This window comes from Streptomyces sp. NPDC001351 (assembly GCF_042896045.1).
Taxonomy (GTDB): Bacteria; Actinomycetota; Actinomycetes; order Streptomycetales; family Streptomycetaceae; genus Streptomyces.
The window spans coordinates 39,526-53,096 of record NZ_JBIAWS010000004.1 but is presented as its reverse complement, the minus strand read 5'-3'; the positions used below and the strand labels follow the sequence as shown (position 1 = coordinate 53,096).

The following is a 13,571-nucleotide window of genomic DNA, read 5'->3' as shown; positions in this document are numbered from 1 at the left end:
TAGACACGCACCACGAATCAGGCCCACCTCCGGAAATCCGGAGGTGGGCCTGACCTGGTGTTTCACTGTCGGGGTGGCGGGATTTGAACCCACGACCTCTTCGTCCCGAACGAAGCGCGCTGCCAAGCTGCGCTACACCCCGATGTCGTCGCATGTCCTGCTTGTCGCGGCGACGTCGTTTACTTTAGCCCACTGGTGGCTGGAGACGAAATCCGGTTTTGGCGCGGTGGCGGACGGGGTTCGGGCGGATGTGGTCGAGGGCGACCATGAGGACGGCGAGGCCGTAGAAGGCGAGGCCGAGGAGGAGGGCGTTGCCGAGGACGCTCTTGTAGCCGTGCAGGCCGACGTCCAGGAACGGGTAGAGATAGCGGCCCGGCGTGCCGGGGATGATCAGTTCGCCTCGGCCGAGGGAGAACGCCAGGTAGGCCAGGGGGTAGAGCAGCCACGTCGGCGCCTGGCGGAGGTGGAGGCGGCCGGGGGCCGTCAGGAGCAGCCAGTCCAGGAGTGCGGCGGCGGGGACGGCCGTATGCAGGATCTGGTTGCTGATCCACTGCAGGCCGGCCGGGGGTGTGGTGCCGCCCGTCATGGAGAACGGGGGCGAGGCCCCTTTCAGGAGCAGGTGGTACACCAGCCCCGTGATGATGATGTACAGCAGCGTCGCACCCGTCAGGGCGGAGGGGAGCGGGCGGCGGGCCGTCCAGGCGCGGCGGGCCGCAAGCGTGAAGACCAGGGCCAGCAGGATGTTGCTCTGGATCGCGAAGTAGCTCAGGACGTGGACCGGGCTGCCGAGGAGCAGGTTGATCGTCACGCCCGCCGCTGCCGCCAGGGCGACCAGCAGGCGGTACACGGCGGCGAGGGGGCGGTGTACGGGGGCCACCACCGCGGAGGCGGGGACGTAGGAGGGCGCCAGTAGGGACCCACCGGGCAGTGCCGGGAGGTCCGGTATGTCCCTGGGTATGGGGGCGGTCATGCCCCCAAGCTAGGCAAAGGGGGCATATGCCGCGATGCGGGTGGGGCGACCGGGTTACGCCTTGGGCGCCAGCGTCAGCAGAGTGGCCTCCGGCGGGCACGCGAACCGTACCGGTGTGTAGCGGTTGGTGCCGCAGCCCGCCGAGACGTGCAGATACGACGTACGGCCTTCCGCCGTGTGCCTGGACAGGCCCTTCACCCGCGCCGGGTCCAGGTCGCAGTTGGTGACCAGGGCGCCGTAGAAGGGGATGCAGAGCTGGCCGCCGTGGGTGTGGCCGGCCAGGATCAGGGGGTAGTCGTCCGCCGTGAAGGCGTCCAGCACCCGCAGGTACGGGGCGTGCACGACGCCCATCGAGAAGTCCGCGGTGGTGGACGGGCCGCCGGAGACCTGCGGGTAGCGGTCGCGCTTGATGTGCGGGTCGTCCAGGCCCGTCAGCTCCAGGGTGACGCCCTCGATCTTCAGCGTGCCGCGCGTGTTCGTGAGATTCAGCCAGCCCGCCGCGTCGAAGCCGTCCCGCAGGTCCTCCCACGGGTTGTGGATCGCGCCGACGACCGGAGGGTTGCCGTTCAGGCCGTGGCGGCCCTGGACCTTCTCCAGCAGGTAGCGGGCGGGGTTGCGGGGCCTGGGGCCGTAGTAGTCGTTGGAGCCGAAGACGTACGCGCCCGGGAAGTCCATCAGGGGGCCGAGGGCGTCCAGGACCTCGGGGACGCCCTCCGGGTCGGACAGGTTGTCGCCCGTGTTGATCACGAGGTCGGGGCGCAGGCCGGCCAGCGACCGCAGCCAGCGCTGCTTCTTGCGCTGGCCGCCGACCATGTGGATGTCGGAGACCTGGAGGACCCGCAGGGGACGCATTCCGGCGGGCAGGACGGGGACCGTCACCCGTCGCAGGCGGAAGGAGCGGGCCTCGAATCCCGCCGCGTACACCACACCGGCGGCACCGGCCGCCGCGATCCCCAGAGGTACTCCGTATCGAGCGCGCATACATCCATCGTGTCAGACCCGGAAGGCCCCTCGAGCCGCGCCGCCCCTTGGCGGCCCGAGGCTCACCGCCCTTTAAATGGGCGGGCGTCGGACGTTCCGCACCTGCGACAATCAAACCCATGACCACCACGCTCAAGTCGAAGCTGCAGGAAGACCTCAACGCCGCGATCAAGGAGCGCAACGAGCTCCGCTCCTCGACGCTCCGGCTGACGCTCGCCGCGATCACCAAGGAGGAGGTCGCGGGCAAGGAGAAGCGCGAGCTCTCCGACGACGAGGTGCTGAAGGTGATCACCAAGGAGGCGAAGAAGCGCCGGGAGGCGGCCGATGCCTTCGCGCAGGGTGGTCGGGCCGAGAGCGCCGAGCGGGAGAAGGCGGAGGGCGAGGTGCTCGCCGAGTACCTGCCCAAGCAGCTCAGCGACGAGGAGCTGAACGACATCGTCGCCCAGGCCGTCGGCGAGGCCAGGGCCGCCGGCGCCGAGGGCCCGCGCGCCATGGGCGCCGTCATGAAGATCGTGAACCCGAAGGTCGCGGGCCTGGCCGAGGGCGGCCGGGTCGCGGCAGTGGTGAAGAAGCTGCTGGCCGGCTGAGAACGGCCTGGCGCAGCAGGGCGAGCAGAACCGCACTGAGGGCCGCCGCCCGCGGTGCGGGCCCACCCTGCCGCTCAATTCACATGCGTACTACGCGGGCCCCTGTCCCGGTGAACCGGGGGGACAGGGGCCCGCGGCCGTCTGCGGCGCGCGGCGTCAGCCGCGCCGCCCCCCGTTCCCGTTCCCGTTGCCGTTGCTCGTGCCCTGGAACAGGTTGTCCGGGAAGGAGAAGGTGGGCGTCGGGAAGGTGGTGCCCCCGTTCGCGCCCCCGTCCGCGCCGCCGGTGGTCAGGCCGCCGATGAGGCCGCCGGTGGTGCCGCCGTTGTCTCCGTTCTTCCCGCCGTCGCCCTTCCCCTTGCCCTTGTTGCCGTCGGGGATGTCGACGAGGTTGAAGTCCTCGACGGGCTTGCCGTCCAGGGCGCCCGTCATGGCGTCCTTCCAGATCGGGCCCGGGGTGTCGGCGCCGTAGACCTGGTCGTGGTAGACGCCGCCGATGGTGATCTGCTTCATCTGGCGCTTGTGGGTCGGGTCGCCGACCCACACCGCGCCCGCCATGTTCGGTGTGAAGCCCACGAACCAGGCCGCGTAGCGGTTGTCCGTCGTACCGGTCTTACCGGCGCTGGGACGGTCGCTGAGACCCGCCTGCTGACCCGTACCGTCCTCGACCACGCCCTTCAGCAGCGTCGTCACGGTGTCGGCGGTCTTCTGCGACATCGCGCGCGTGCAGGTCGTCTTGGGCACCTGGAGGGACTTCGTCCGGTCGCCGATCCGCTGGCTGATGGACTCGATGGCGACCGGCGTGCAGTACATGCCGCGCGAGGCGAAGGTGGCGTACGCGTTCGCCATCGTCAGCGGCGACATCTCCTGGGTGCCGAGCGCGATGGAGGGGGCCTGCTGCAGCTTGCCGCCGTCCGCGCGCTCCACGCCCATCTTCTTGGCCATCTCGGTGACCGGGCAGATGCCGATGTCGCTGATCAGCTGCACGTAGTAGGTGTTGACCGACTTCGCGGTCGCCTCCTTCATGCTGTACGGGCCGTGCTCCGACTTGTTCTCGTTCGCCACCTTGCTCGGATTGTTCGGATCGTCACGCCACTGCCGGCCGTTGCAGATCGAGACCGGGCTCGGATAGTCCATCTCGTACGGCGAGGGGTACGACTGTGTCGCCGGCGTGCCGCCCTCTATGGCGGCCGCGGCCACGATCGGCTTGAACGTCGAACCGGGCTGGTAGCCCGCACCGCCGCCCATGCTCTGGTTCACGGACAGGTCGATCTGCGTCTCGTGCTTGCCGAAGCCGTACGGACGGGACTGGCCCATGGCGAGGATCTTGCCGGTGCCGGGCTCGACGAGGGTGGCCGCGGTGGCCACGTCGTCGGTCTTGTAGACGTGGTCCTTGATGGACGCCTGCACCGAGGTCTGGGCCTGCGGGTCGAGCGTCGTACGGATCGTCAGACCGCCCTGGTTCCAGACCTTCGCCCGGGCTTCCTTGGTCTTGCCGAACATCGGGTTGGTGAGGAACACCTCGCGCACGTAGTCGCAGAAGAAGCCGGCGCCCTTGACCGCGGTGATGCAGCCGTTCTTCGGCTGGCTCGGGTTGAGGCCCAGCGGCGTCTTCTTGGCCTTGTCGGCCTCCGCCTGCGAGATGTCACCCATGTCGGCCATGCGCTGCAGGACGACGTTGCGGCGCCTGGTGGCCTCCGTCGAGTCGTTGACCGGGTCGTACCGGCTGGGCGACTGGACGATGCCGGCCAGCAGGGCGGCCTCCTGCACGTTCAGGTCCTTGGCGTGCTTGGAGAAGTAGCGCTGGGACGCGGCCTCGACGCCGTAGGCCTGCTCGCCGAAGAACGTGATGTTCAGGTAGTTCTCGAGGATCTTCTTCTTGCCGAGCTCCTCCTCGAGCTGGATCGCGTACTTCAGCTCCCTTATCTTGCGGCCGAGGGTCTGCTGAGTGGCCTGCGCGACCTTCGTCGGGTCGTCGCCGGCCTCCTCGATGGCGACGTTCTTCACGAGCTGCTGGGTGAGCGTGGAGGCGCCCTGTGCCACCCCGCTGCTCTGCACGTTCTTGTTCAGCGCGCGCAGGATGCCCTTGAGGTCGACCGCGCCGTGCTGGTAGAAGCGCGAGTCCTCGATCGCGACGATCGCCTTCTGCATGTACGGGGACATGTCCTTGAGGGGGACCACCGTGCGGTCGCGCGAGTAGACCGTGGCGATCTGACCGCCGTCGGCGTCGAGGATCGTGGTGCGCTGGCTCAGGGGTGGCGTCTTGAGGTTGGCGGGCAGCTCGTCGAAACTCTCCACCGAACCCTTGGCGGCAAGTCCCAGCGCGCCGAAGGCGGGCAGCGCGATACCGGCCATGACGGCCCCCGCGAGCACACTGACACCGAGGAACTTGGCGGCCTGCTGCGTGGGGGACAGGCCACCGCCCGAGCGCTTCTTTGGCATGAGGGCAGCCTACGTTCTCATTCGCCGGACACGCGTATATGCCTTGGCCTAAGCTGCTCTCAACTGTCACAGCAGTAGGGCCACGTATCAATACGTCCGGCGACCCCGAATCGTTCCGGAGGTTCCCCAACTTTTTTGATGGGGGCGTGTCCGAATCCGCCTTGTGTGTCACCGGGCGTCCGTTGTGACTCAACTGAACTGTCCCGTTTTGCCGGGAAAGTCATGTATGTCGCCAGCTCACTCCCCCGGGTGATCTGCCGCTTACACATAGTCCGTTCGGGCCATTCAAGATTGGGCCCGAAGGGGGTGTTGCGCTGTGCCCGCCTTCCGTAACGTCCTCAACTGGCGGCGGTGAATATGCCGCTGCCGCCGTGGGGGAGCCTCGATTCGGGAGAGGACGGCGCCGGTATGGGCTGGGTAACCGACTGGAGTGCGCAGGCCGCCTGCCGCACTACCGATCCGGATGAACTGTTCGTTCAGGGAGCAGCGCAGAACAGGGCCAAGGCGGTGTGCACCGGATGTCCGGTACGCACGGAATGCCTGGCCGACGCGCTCGACAACCGCGTCGAGTTCGGCGTGTGGGGAGGCATGACGGAGCGGGAGCGCCGCGCACTGCTGCGCAGGCGACCCACCGTCACCTCCTGGCGCCGGCTGCTCGAGACGGCACGAGTGGAGTACGAACGCGGCGTGGGGATCCTGCCGCTCGACGACGACGAGGTGTACGAGAACTACGCGGCGGTGAGCTGAGGGCACCCCTCGGCTCAGTCGACGGCAGTATCGGGCAGCTCCGGCCGGTTGGCCGCGAGCCGGTCCCCGATGTCCCTGAGCCCCGCGAGGTCGTGCACATCGCCGGGCAGCGCGGCCACTTCGGCCACCGCCACCTCGGGGTGGAGCGCGGTGAAGCGGTCACGCGTGCGCTGCTCGCGGGAGAGCAGCTGCATACGTTCGGCGTGCAACCGAAGCAGGCCTGCGGTGAGCCGCTCTACGCTCTGGGCGCCCTCGTCCTCCTGATCCGGACCGGGGGAGTGGTTCTCGGAGGTGGGAGGCTCGGCGGACCCGTCAGCAGGGGATTCGGAAGCGGGGGAACCTGAACTGCCGTACGTGTCGGGAGAGTTACGAAGTCCAGCTTTCCCGCCGTCCTGATCGACAATGCGGGGCTCCACAAGATTTTCCGCGGCGGCGAGCGCACGCTCGGCCGACAGCCGGGCGGCGCCGCTGCCGTGCACCCGGTTGAGCACCAGACCGGCCAGCGGCATGTCCTCGGCGGCCAGCCGCTCCACGAAGTACGCGGCCTCCCGCAGCGCGTCCCGCTCCGGGGCGGCCACCACGAGGAACGCTGTCCCGGGCGCCTGCAGCAGCCGGTACGTCGCATCCGCGCGCGTGCGGAACCCGCCGAAGGTCGTGTCCATCGCGGCGACGAACGTCTGGACGTCCTTGAGGAGCTGACCGCCGAGCAGCTTGCCGAGGGTGCCGGTCATCATCGACATCCCGACGTTCAGGAACTTCATGCCCGCCCGCCCGCCGAGCTTGGCCGGTGCGGTGAGCAGCCGGATCAGCCGTCCGTCGAGGAACGAGCCGAGCCGCTTGGGCGCGTCCAGGAAGTCCAGCGCCGAGCGGGAGGGCGGGGTGTCGACGACGATCAGGTCCCACTCGTCCCGGGCGCGCAGCTGCCCGAGCTTCTCCATCGCCATGTACTCCTGCGTGCCTGCGAAGCCCGCGGAGAGCGACTGGTAGAAGGGGTTGTTCAGGATCGCGGCGGCCCGCTCGCCGTCCGCGTGCGCCTCGACGATCTCGTCGAAGGTGCGCTTCATGTCGAGCATCATGGCGTGCAGTTCGCCCTCGCCGTCGACGCCCTTCACCCGGCGCGGGGTGTTGTCCAGCGAGTCGATGCCCATGGACTGGGCGAGCCGGCGCGCCGGGTCGATGGTCAGCACGACCACCTTGCGCCCGCGCTCGGCGGCCCTGAGGCCGAGGGCGGCGGCGGTCGTGGTCTTTCCCACCCCGCCCGAGCCGCAGCACACCACGATCCGCGTCCCGGGGTCGTCGAGCAGCGGGTCGACGTCGAGCACGCGCGCGGGGGTCAGGTGGTGGCGGGCGCTGTCCTGTGTGTGGGCCGGCTCCGGACTCATGACATCCCCTGCTTCTGCTGCTCGTGCTGCTGACGGCTCCGTGTGCCCCGGCTCATGACAGGCCCTGCTTCCGCAGCTCGGTGGCCAGCTCGTACAGCCCCGCCAGGTCCATGCCCTCGGCGTGCAGCGGCAGTTCGTGCAGCGGCAGGCCCTGCTCGGCCAGCACCGCCCGCTGTTCGTGCTCCAGCGCATACCGCTCGGCGTACTCGTCGGCCTGCTGCAGCAGCGGGTCCACCAGTTTCTCCGCGTTCCCACCGCGGCGCGCGCCGCCGAGTCCTGCCGCCGACAGCGACCTGGCAACAGAAGAACGCGGCACGCTGCGTACGAGTTCCAGATCCTCCGCGTCCAACACCTCGGGCCGCACCATGTTCACGATGATCCGCCCCACCGGCAGCTTCGCGGCGCGCAGTTCGGCGATCCCGTCCGCGGTCTCCTGGACGGGCATCTCCTCCAGCAGCGTCACCAGGTGCACGGCGGTCTCCGGCGACTTCAGTACCCGCATCACGGCCTGCGCCTGATTGTGTATCGGGCCGATCTTGGCGAGGCCCGCCACCTCGTCGTTCACGTTCAGGAAGCGGGTGATGCGGCCGGTGGGCGGCGCGTCCATGACGACGTAGTCGTACGCGAACCTCCCGGCCTTGTCCTTGCGCCGTACCGCCTCGCACGCCTTGCCGGTCAGGAGCACGTCCCTCAGGCCCGGCGCGATGGTGGTGGCGAAGTCGATCGCGCCGAGCTTCTTCAGGGCTCTGCCCGCGCCCCCGAGCTTGTAGAACATCTGGAGATAGTCCAAAAGGGCCAGTTCGGGGTCGATGGCGAGGGCGTACACCTCCCCGCCCCCTGGAGCGACGGCGATCTTCCGCTCCTCGTAGGGCAGCGCTTCCGTCTCGAAGAGCTGCGCGATGCCCTGGCGCCCCTCGACCTCGACGAGAAGCGTCCGCTTCCCCTCGGTCGCGAGGGCCAGCGCGAGAGCGGCGGCGACCGTGGTCTTTCCGGTCCCGCCCTTGCCGCTGACGACCTGGAGCCTGCTCACATCTTCGAGCCTAACCAGTCCGCGCGCGGGCCACGCGACAGCCTGTGGACAACGCGGCAGCGGGCGGTGGGCGGGCAGCGGCTAAAGTCGGCCACATGACCAAGTGGGAATACGCGACTGTGCCACTGCTCGTCCACGCAACGAAGCAGATCCTGGACACCTGGGGCGAGGACGGCTGGGAGCTCGTCCAGGTCGTACCCGGGCCGAACAACCCCGAGCAGCTGGTGGCCTACCTGAAGCGGGAGAAGGCATGAGCGCCGTCGAGGAGAGGCTGGCCGAGCTCGGCCTGACCCTGCCCGAGGTCGTACCGCCGCTGGCCGCGTACCAGCCGGCCGTCCAGTCCGGCTCCTACGTGTACACGTCCGGACAGCTCCCGATGGTGGAGGGCAAGCTGCCCGTCACCGGCAAGGTCGGCGCGGAGGTCACGCCGGAGGAGGCCAAGGAGCTCGCCCGCATCTGCGGGCTCAACGCCCTGGCCGCTGTGAAGTCCGTCACCGGCGACCTGGACCGCATCGCGCGCGTGGTGAAGGTCGTGGGCTTCGTCGCCTCGGCCTCGGACTTCACCGGCCAGCCCGGCGTGGTCAACGGTGCCAGCGAACTGCTCGGCGAGGTGCTCGGCGACAAGGGCGTGCACGCGCGCAGTGCGGTCGGTGTGGCGGTGCTGCCCCTGGACGCACCGGTCGAGGTGGAGATCCAGGTCGAGCTCGTTCCGTAACGGGCGCTCTGACCTCGGGGACCTCTCGAACATTCGCGCACCGCGGGATAGCCTCCGCCCATGGCGAATGGGCAGTGGTTTCCGCAGGACTGGCCGGAACGCATCCGCGGGCTCGCGGACGGCACGCTCACCCCGGTCGTTCCCAAGCGCGCGGCCACCGTCATGCTCCTGAAGGACACCGACCGCGGCCCCGCCGTGCACATGCTGCGCAGACGCGCCTCCATGGCCTTCGCCGGAGGCGCGTACGCGTATCCGGGCGGCGGCGTCGACCCGCGCGACGACGAGCACCACGTCCGCTGGGCGGGCCCCACGCGCGCGTGGTGGGCCGAGCGGCTCGGGGTCGACGAGGCGTCCGCCCAGGCGATCGTCTGCGCGGCCGTGCGCGAGACGTACGAGGAGGCGGGCGTCCTGCTCGCCGGGCCGTCGGCGGACTCCGTGGTCGGTGACACCACGGGCGAGGACTGGGAGGCCGACCGCGCGGCCGTGGCCGCCCGCGAGTACTCCTTCGCCGAGTTCCTCGACCGCCGCGGCCTGGTCCTGCGCTCGGATCTCCTCGGCGCCTGGACCCGCTGGATCACCCCGGAGTTCGAATCCCGGCGCTACGACACCTGGTTCTTCGTGGCCGCCCTCCCGCACGGCCAGCGCACCCGCAACGCCTCCACGGAGGCCGACCGCACGGTGTGGATCCGCCCCGGGGAGGCGGCAGCCTCGTACGACAAGGGCGAGCTGACGATGATGCCGCCCACCATCGCGACCCTGCGCCAGCTGGCCTCCTGCGCCACGGCCGCCGACGCGCTCGCCGGGGCCCCCGACCGCGACCTGACCCCCGTCCTCGCCGAGGCTCGGCTGAAGGACGGTGAGATCGTGCTGTCCTGGCCGGGCCACGACGAGTTCACGAAGCACATCCCGACCGACCGCCCTACCGACCTGCCTGCCGGTGGAGCCTCCGCATGACGGGCGCACCAGCCTTTCCGGGCCGGGCGCTGCTCAGCACCGCGCAGGCCTCCGACCGACGACTCGACGGACCGACGACGCCGATGGAAGAGAACACCGCATGACCGACGCAGCAGCCCTTCCCGGCCAGCCGCGGGGCGGGGTTCTCAGCGGCCCCGCCACCGCCCGGGCCGTCAACGTCCTGGCGCCCAACGCCTCGGCGATGACCCTCGACGGCACGAACACCTGGATCGTCTCCGAGCCCGGCTCCGACCTGGCCGTCGTCGTCGACCCCGGCCCCCTGGACGAGGGCCACCTGCGCAACGTCGTGGACACCGCGGAGAAGGCCGGCAAGCGCATCGCCCTGACCCTGCTGACCCACGGCCACCCGGACCACGCGGAGGGCGCCGTCCGCTTCGCCGGGCTGACCGGCACGAAGGTGCGGGCCCTGGACCCGGCGCTGCGGCTGGGCGACGAGGGGCTCGGGGCCGGGGACGTCGTCACGGTCGGCGGCCTGGAACTGAGGGTCGTACCGACCCCCGGTCATACCTCGGACTCCCTCTGCTTCCATCTCCCGGCCGACCGGGCCGTCCTGACGGGCGACACCGTCCTGGGCCGTGGTACGACGGTCGTGGCGCACCCCGACGGCCGCCTGGGCGACTATCTGGACTCGCTGCGGCGGCTGCGGTCGCTGACGGTCGACGACGGCGTCCACACGGTGCTGCCGGGCCATGGCCCCGTCCTGGAGGACGCCCAGGGGGCCGTCGAGTTCTACCTGGCCCACCGCGCGCACCGCCTCGCCCAGGTCGAGACGGCGGTCGAGGACGGCTACCGCACGCCGTCCGAGGTCGTCGCGCACGTGTACGCGGACGTGGACCGCTCCCTGTGGCCGGCGGCGGAACTGTCGGTACGGGCGCAGCTGGAGTATCTGGAGGAGCACGGGCTCATCTAGCTTCCCGCACAATTTCGGCCATGGGGCCACCACATCAGCCTGTCCGACGTTTGAGGACGAGGCAGTTCAGGCCGATCGGGGGTCTGGGGGCGGAGCCCCCGGAAGCACCGCCCAGACCAAGCGTCAGCGGGACCGCTTCGCCAGCCGCTCGACGTCGAGCAGGATCACGGCCCGTGCCTCCAGCCGCAGCCACCCACGCTGCGCGAAGTCGGCCAGCGCCTTGTTGACCGTCTCGCGCGAGGCGCCGACCAGCTGGGCCAGCTCCTCCTGCGTCAGGTCGTGGACGACGTGGATGCCCTCCTCGGACTGCACGCCGAAGCGGCGCGAGAGGTCCAGTAGGGCGCGGGCGACACGGCCCGGGACGTCGGAGAAGACCAGGTCGGACATCGCGTCGTTGGTCTTGCGCAGCCGGCGGGCGACGGCGCGCAGCAGGGCGCCGGCCACCTCGGGGCGGGCGCTCAGCCAGGGCTGCAGATCGCCGTGGCCGAGACCGAGGAGCTTGACCTCGGTCAGGGCGGTGGCCGTGGCGGTGCGCGGGCCCGGGTCGAAGAGCGACAGCTCGCCGATCAGCTCGCTGGGGCCGACGACGGCGAGCATGTTCTCGCGGCCGTCGGGGGAGGTGCGGTGGAGCTTCACCTTGCCCTCGGTGACGACGTAAAGCCGGTCACCGGGGTCGCCCTCGTGGAAGAGCGAGTCACCGCGCGCGAGGGTGACCTCACTCATGGAGGCGCGGAGCTCCGCGGCCTGCTCGTCGTCGAGCGCCGCGAAGAGCGGGTTCCGCCGCAGAACGTCGTCCACGAGTTCTCTCCTTGTCGACCTGCTCAGGGGATCTTGCTCCCCCTTGGTACCAGGGGACCGTGTTCCCCATTTTGCCGGACGGTCCAAACAGTGTGATCTGTCACAAGGATGCCGCACACCTGTCCCGAGGTAAGCGGCAGGGGTCCAATTGGGGGCCGATCTCCCGGGTCCGGGGCGGATGTCAGTGCCGGGCTTTAGGCTGGCCGGGTGTCCAAATCGCCGGTGAGAGCACAGGCCAAGGGGGCTGGGCGGGTGGTTGTACGTCGTGATTCCGCTGTGGGCGAACAGAACTCCGGTGGCGGAAAGAAACCGGCAAAGGTGACGAAAAGCGCTCCGGTGAAGAAGGCTGCCGCGAAGAAGGCCGTGGCGAAAAAGGCGGCCGTGAAAAAGACCGCGGCCGTCAAGAAAGCCGTCGTGGCGCCCAAGAAGGCGTCTGCCGCGGTGGAGGGCGCCCCTCCCGCGAAGTCCGTCGCGAGGCCGCCGAAGAACGAGTCGCGCACCGCTCTGGTCCGCCGTGCCCGCCGTATCGACCGCGAGCTCGCCGAGGTGTATCCGTACGCCCACCCCGAGCTGGACTTCGAGAACCCCTTCCAACTCGTCGTCGCCACGGTCCTGTCCGCCCAGACCACCGACCTCCGGGTCAACCAGACGACGCCCGCGCTGTTCGCCAAGTACCCGACCCCGGAGGACCTGGCCGCCGCGAACCCCGAGGAGGTCGAGGAGATCCTCCGCCCTACCGGCTTCTTCCGGGCCAAGACCAAGTCGGTCATGGGGCTGTCCAAGGCGCTGGTGGAGCAGTTCGGCGGGGAGGTCCCCGGTCGTCTGGAAGACCTGGTCAAGCTGCCCGGTGTGGGCCGCAAGACCGCCTTCGTCGTGCTGGGGAACGCCTTCGGGCGGCCCGGCATCACCGTGGACACCCACTTCCAGCGGCTGGTGCGGCGCTGGCAGTGGACGGACGAGACCGACCCCGACAAGATCGAGGCCGCCGTCGGAGGGCTCTTCCCCAAGAGCGACTGGACGATGCTCTCGCACCATGTGATCTTCCATGGCCGCCGCATCTGCCACGCCCGCAAGCCCGCCTGCGGCGCCTGCCCCATCGCTCCGCTCTGCCCGGCGTACGGCGAGGGCGAGACGGACCCGGAGAAGGCCAAGAAGCTGCTCAAGTACGAGAAGGGCGGCTTCCCCGGCCAGCGCCTCAAGCCCCCGCAGTCGTACCTGGACGCGGGCGGCAAGCCGGCGCCTCCGCTGGGGGCCGGATGACGGGCGGCAAGGCAAAGCCCCGGAGCCAGGAACGATCTCGGGCGTTCGGGGCGTTGGACTCGGCAGGACGGGGGTGGCGATGACGCGCGCGAGCAACACGCAGGGTGGTCCGGTGGTCCTCAGCAAGGAGGGGCTGCCCGAGTGGCTGGACCCCGTGGTGCGGGCCGTGGAGACGGTGCAACCGCTGCAGCTGAGCCGCTTCCTGCCGCCGGAGAACGGGGCGGGGCGGCAGTCCGCCGTACTGATCCTGTTCGGCGAGGGTGAGCGCGGCCCCGAGCTGCTGCTGATGGAGCGGGCGAGTTCACTCAGATCGCATGCCGGGCAGCCGTCGTTTCCCGGCGGTGCCCTCGACCCCGAGGACGGCGACCCGAACGCCGACGGGCCGTTGCGGGCCGCTCTCCGCGAGGCCGAGGAGGAGACCGGGCTCGACCCCTCCGGTGTGCAGCTCTTCGGCGTGCTGCCCAGGCTCTACATCCCGGTCAGCGGCTTCGTGGTGACCCCCGTGATGGGCTGGTGGCGCGAGCCGAGCCCGGTCGGGGTCGTCGATCCGAACGAGACGGCCCGCGTGTTCACCGTCCCCGTGGCGGATCTCACGGACCCGGACAACCGGGCCACGACGGTCCACCCCAGCGGCCACCGAGGTCCGGCATTTCTGGTCGAATCCGCCCTGGTCTGGGGCTTCACGGCCGGAATCATCGACCGTCTGTTCCACTACGCGGGCTGGGAGCGGCCCTGGGACCGGGACAAGCAGGTCCCGCTCGACTGGCGGTCATGACA

Annotated in this window: 14 protein-coding genes and 1 tRNA gene; 8 read left to right on the top strand and 7 right to left on the bottom strand. The window is 70.0% G+C overall.

From position 1 onward, the window contains the following. Positions 1–68: 68 nt before the first annotated feature. The 3 genes from ACFY1U_RS15030 to ACFY1U_RS15020 form a co-directional block, all read right to left on the bottom strand. Positions 69–142: transfer RNA gene (locus ACFY1U_RS15030), tRNA-Pro, on the bottom strand. A 42-nt stretch (positions 143–184) separates the two neighbouring features. Next, complete coding sequence (locus tag ACFY1U_RS15025; protein ID WP_390694575.1) at positions 185–970, bottom strand: Pr6Pr family membrane protein; 786 nt, start codon at positions 968–970, stop codon at positions 185–187. Between the two features lie 54 nt (positions 971–1,024). Further along, positions 1,025–1,951, bottom strand: a complete 927-nt coding sequence (locus ACFY1U_RS15020; protein WP_390694574.1) for a metallophosphoesterase — start codon at positions 1,949–1,951, stop codon at positions 1,025–1,027. A gap of 119 nt (positions 1,952–2,070) precedes the next feature. On the opposite strand from ACFY1U_RS15020, the gene ACFY1U_RS15015 reads away from it, so the two are divergent. Then, the gene (locus ACFY1U_RS15015) at positions 2,071–2,538 is read left to right on the top strand and encodes a GatB/YqeY domain-containing protein (protein ID WP_115906774.1); all 468 of its coding nucleotides are present in this window, start codon (positions 2,071–2,073) and stop codon (positions 2,536–2,538) included. 156 nt (positions 2,539–2,694) lie between these two features. Here ACFY1U_RS15015 and ACFY1U_RS15010 read toward each other — a convergent pair whose 3' ends face one another. Continuing rightward, positions 2,695–4,977, bottom strand: coding sequence for a transglycosylase domain-containing protein (locus ACFY1U_RS15010; RefSeq protein ID WP_390694573.1), 2,283 nt, complete (start codon positions 4,975–4,977; stop codon positions 2,695–2,697). 408 nt (positions 4,978–5,385) lie between these two features. On the opposite strand from ACFY1U_RS15010, the gene wblA reads away from it, so the two are divergent. Continuing rightward, the gene (gene wblA / locus ACFY1U_RS15005; protein WP_058924101.1) at positions 5,386–5,724 is read left to right on the top strand and encodes a transcriptional regulator WblA; all 339 of its coding nucleotides are present in this window, start codon (positions 5,386–5,388) and stop codon (positions 5,722–5,724) included. A gap of 14 nt (positions 5,725–5,738) precedes the next feature. On the opposite strand, the gene ACFY1U_RS15000 is transcribed toward wblA, so the two are convergent. Beyond that, positions 5,739–7,106, bottom strand: coding sequence for an ArsA family ATPase (locus tag ACFY1U_RS15000; protein WP_390694572.1), 1,368 nt, complete (start codon positions 7,104–7,106; stop codon positions 5,739–5,741). Between the two features lie 52 nt (positions 7,107–7,158). Next, entirely contained in the window at positions 7,159–8,136 is a 978-nt protein-coding gene (locus ACFY1U_RS14995; RefSeq protein WP_390694571.1) for an ArsA family ATPase, read from the bottom strand. 95 nt (positions 8,137–8,231) lie between these two features. On the opposite strand from ACFY1U_RS14995, the gene ACFY1U_RS14990 reads away from it, so the two are divergent. The 4 genes from ACFY1U_RS14990 to ACFY1U_RS14975 all read left to right on the top strand — a co-directional run bounded on the left by ACFY1U_RS14990 (position 8,232) and on the right by ACFY1U_RS14975 (position 10,736). Beyond that, a complete protein-coding gene (locus tag ACFY1U_RS14990; RefSeq protein WP_003967454.1) occupies positions 8,232–8,390 on the top strand; it encodes a DUF4177 domain-containing protein in 159 nt (52 codons plus the stop codon). Next, complete coding sequence (locus tag ACFY1U_RS14985) at positions 8,387–8,851, top strand: RidA family protein (protein WP_390694570.1); 465 nt, start codon at positions 8,387–8,389, stop codon at positions 8,849–8,851. The genes ACFY1U_RS14990 and ACFY1U_RS14985 overlap by 4 nt, the downstream gene beginning before the upstream one ends. Positions 8,852–8,911: 60 nt before the next feature. Next, complete coding sequence (locus ACFY1U_RS14980; RefSeq protein ID WP_390694569.1) at positions 8,912–9,805, top strand: NUDIX hydrolase; 894 nt, start codon at positions 8,912–8,914, stop codon at positions 9,803–9,805. Between the two features lie 100 nt (positions 9,806–9,905). Continuing rightward, the gene (locus ACFY1U_RS14975) at positions 9,906–10,736 is read left to right on the top strand and encodes an MBL fold metallo-hydrolase (protein ID WP_390694568.1); all 831 of its coding nucleotides are present in this window, start codon (positions 9,906–9,908) and stop codon (positions 10,734–10,736) included. A gap of 123 nt (positions 10,737–10,859) precedes the next feature. On the opposite strand, the gene ACFY1U_RS14970 is transcribed toward ACFY1U_RS14975, so the two are convergent. Further along, positions 10,860–11,534, bottom strand: a complete 675-nt coding sequence (locus ACFY1U_RS14970; protein ID WP_115906767.1) for a Crp/Fnr family transcriptional regulator — start codon at positions 11,532–11,534, stop codon at positions 10,860–10,862. Positions 11,535–11,852: 318 nt separating this feature from the next. Between ACFY1U_RS14970 and nth the strand changes: the two genes are divergently transcribed. Continuing rightward, positions 11,853–12,794 carry an endonuclease III gene (gene nth, locus ACFY1U_RS14965; protein ID WP_390694567.1) on the top strand — a complete coding sequence of 314 codons (942 nt, stop codon included), beginning with the start codon at positions 11,853–11,855 and terminating at the stop codon, positions 12,792–12,794. Between the two features lie 79 nt (positions 12,795–12,873). Then, on the top strand, positions 12,874–13,569 hold the full coding sequence (locus ACFY1U_RS14960) for an NUDIX hydrolase (protein ID WP_390694566.1): 696 nt from the start codon (positions 12,874–12,876) through the stop codon (positions 13,567–13,569). The last annotated feature ends 2 nt before the right edge of the window (positions 13,570–13,571 follow it).

Excerpts from the sequence above, each read along its gene's own strand:
- ACFY1U_RS15025 (WP_390694575.1), bottom strand. The coding sequence starts at position 970 with ATGACCGCCCCCATACCCAGGGACATACCGGACCTCCCGGCACTGCCC.
- ACFY1U_RS15020 (WP_390694574.1), bottom strand. The coding sequence starts at position 1,951 with ATGCGCGCTCGATACGGAGTACCTCTGGGGATCGCGGCGGCCGGTGCC.
- ACFY1U_RS15015 (WP_115906774.1), top strand. The coding sequence starts at position 2,071 with ATGACCACCACGCTCAAGTCGAAGCTGCAGGAAGACCTCAACGCCGCG.
- ACFY1U_RS15010 (WP_390694573.1), bottom strand. The coding sequence starts at position 4,977 with ATGCCAAAGAAGCGCTCGGGCGGTGGCCTGTCCCCCACGCAGCAGGCC.
- wblA (WP_058924101.1), top strand. The coding sequence starts at position 5,386 with ATGGGCTGGGTAACCGACTGGAGTGCGCAGGCCGCCTGCCGCACTACC.
- ACFY1U_RS15000 (WP_390694572.1), bottom strand. The coding sequence starts at position 7,106 with ATGAGTCCGGAGCCGGCCCACACACAGGACAGCGCCCGCCACCACCTG.
- ACFY1U_RS14990 (WP_003967454.1), top strand. The coding sequence starts at position 8,232 with ATGACCAAGTGGGAATACGCGACTGTGCCACTGCTCGTCCACGCAACG.
- ACFY1U_RS14985 (WP_390694570.1), top strand. The coding sequence starts at position 8,387 with ATGAGCGCCGTCGAGGAGAGGCTGGCCGAGCTCGGCCTGACCCTGCCC.
- ACFY1U_RS14980 (WP_390694569.1), top strand. The coding sequence starts at position 8,912 with ATGGCGAATGGGCAGTGGTTTCCGCAGGACTGGCCGGAACGCATCCGC.
- ACFY1U_RS14975 (WP_390694568.1), top strand. The coding sequence starts at position 9,906 with ATGACCGACGCAGCAGCCCTTCCCGGCCAGCCGCGGGGCGGGGTTCTC.
- ACFY1U_RS14960 (WP_390694566.1), top strand. The coding sequence starts at position 12,874 with ATGACGCGCGCGAGCAACACGCAGGGTGGTCCGGTGGTCCTCAGCAAG.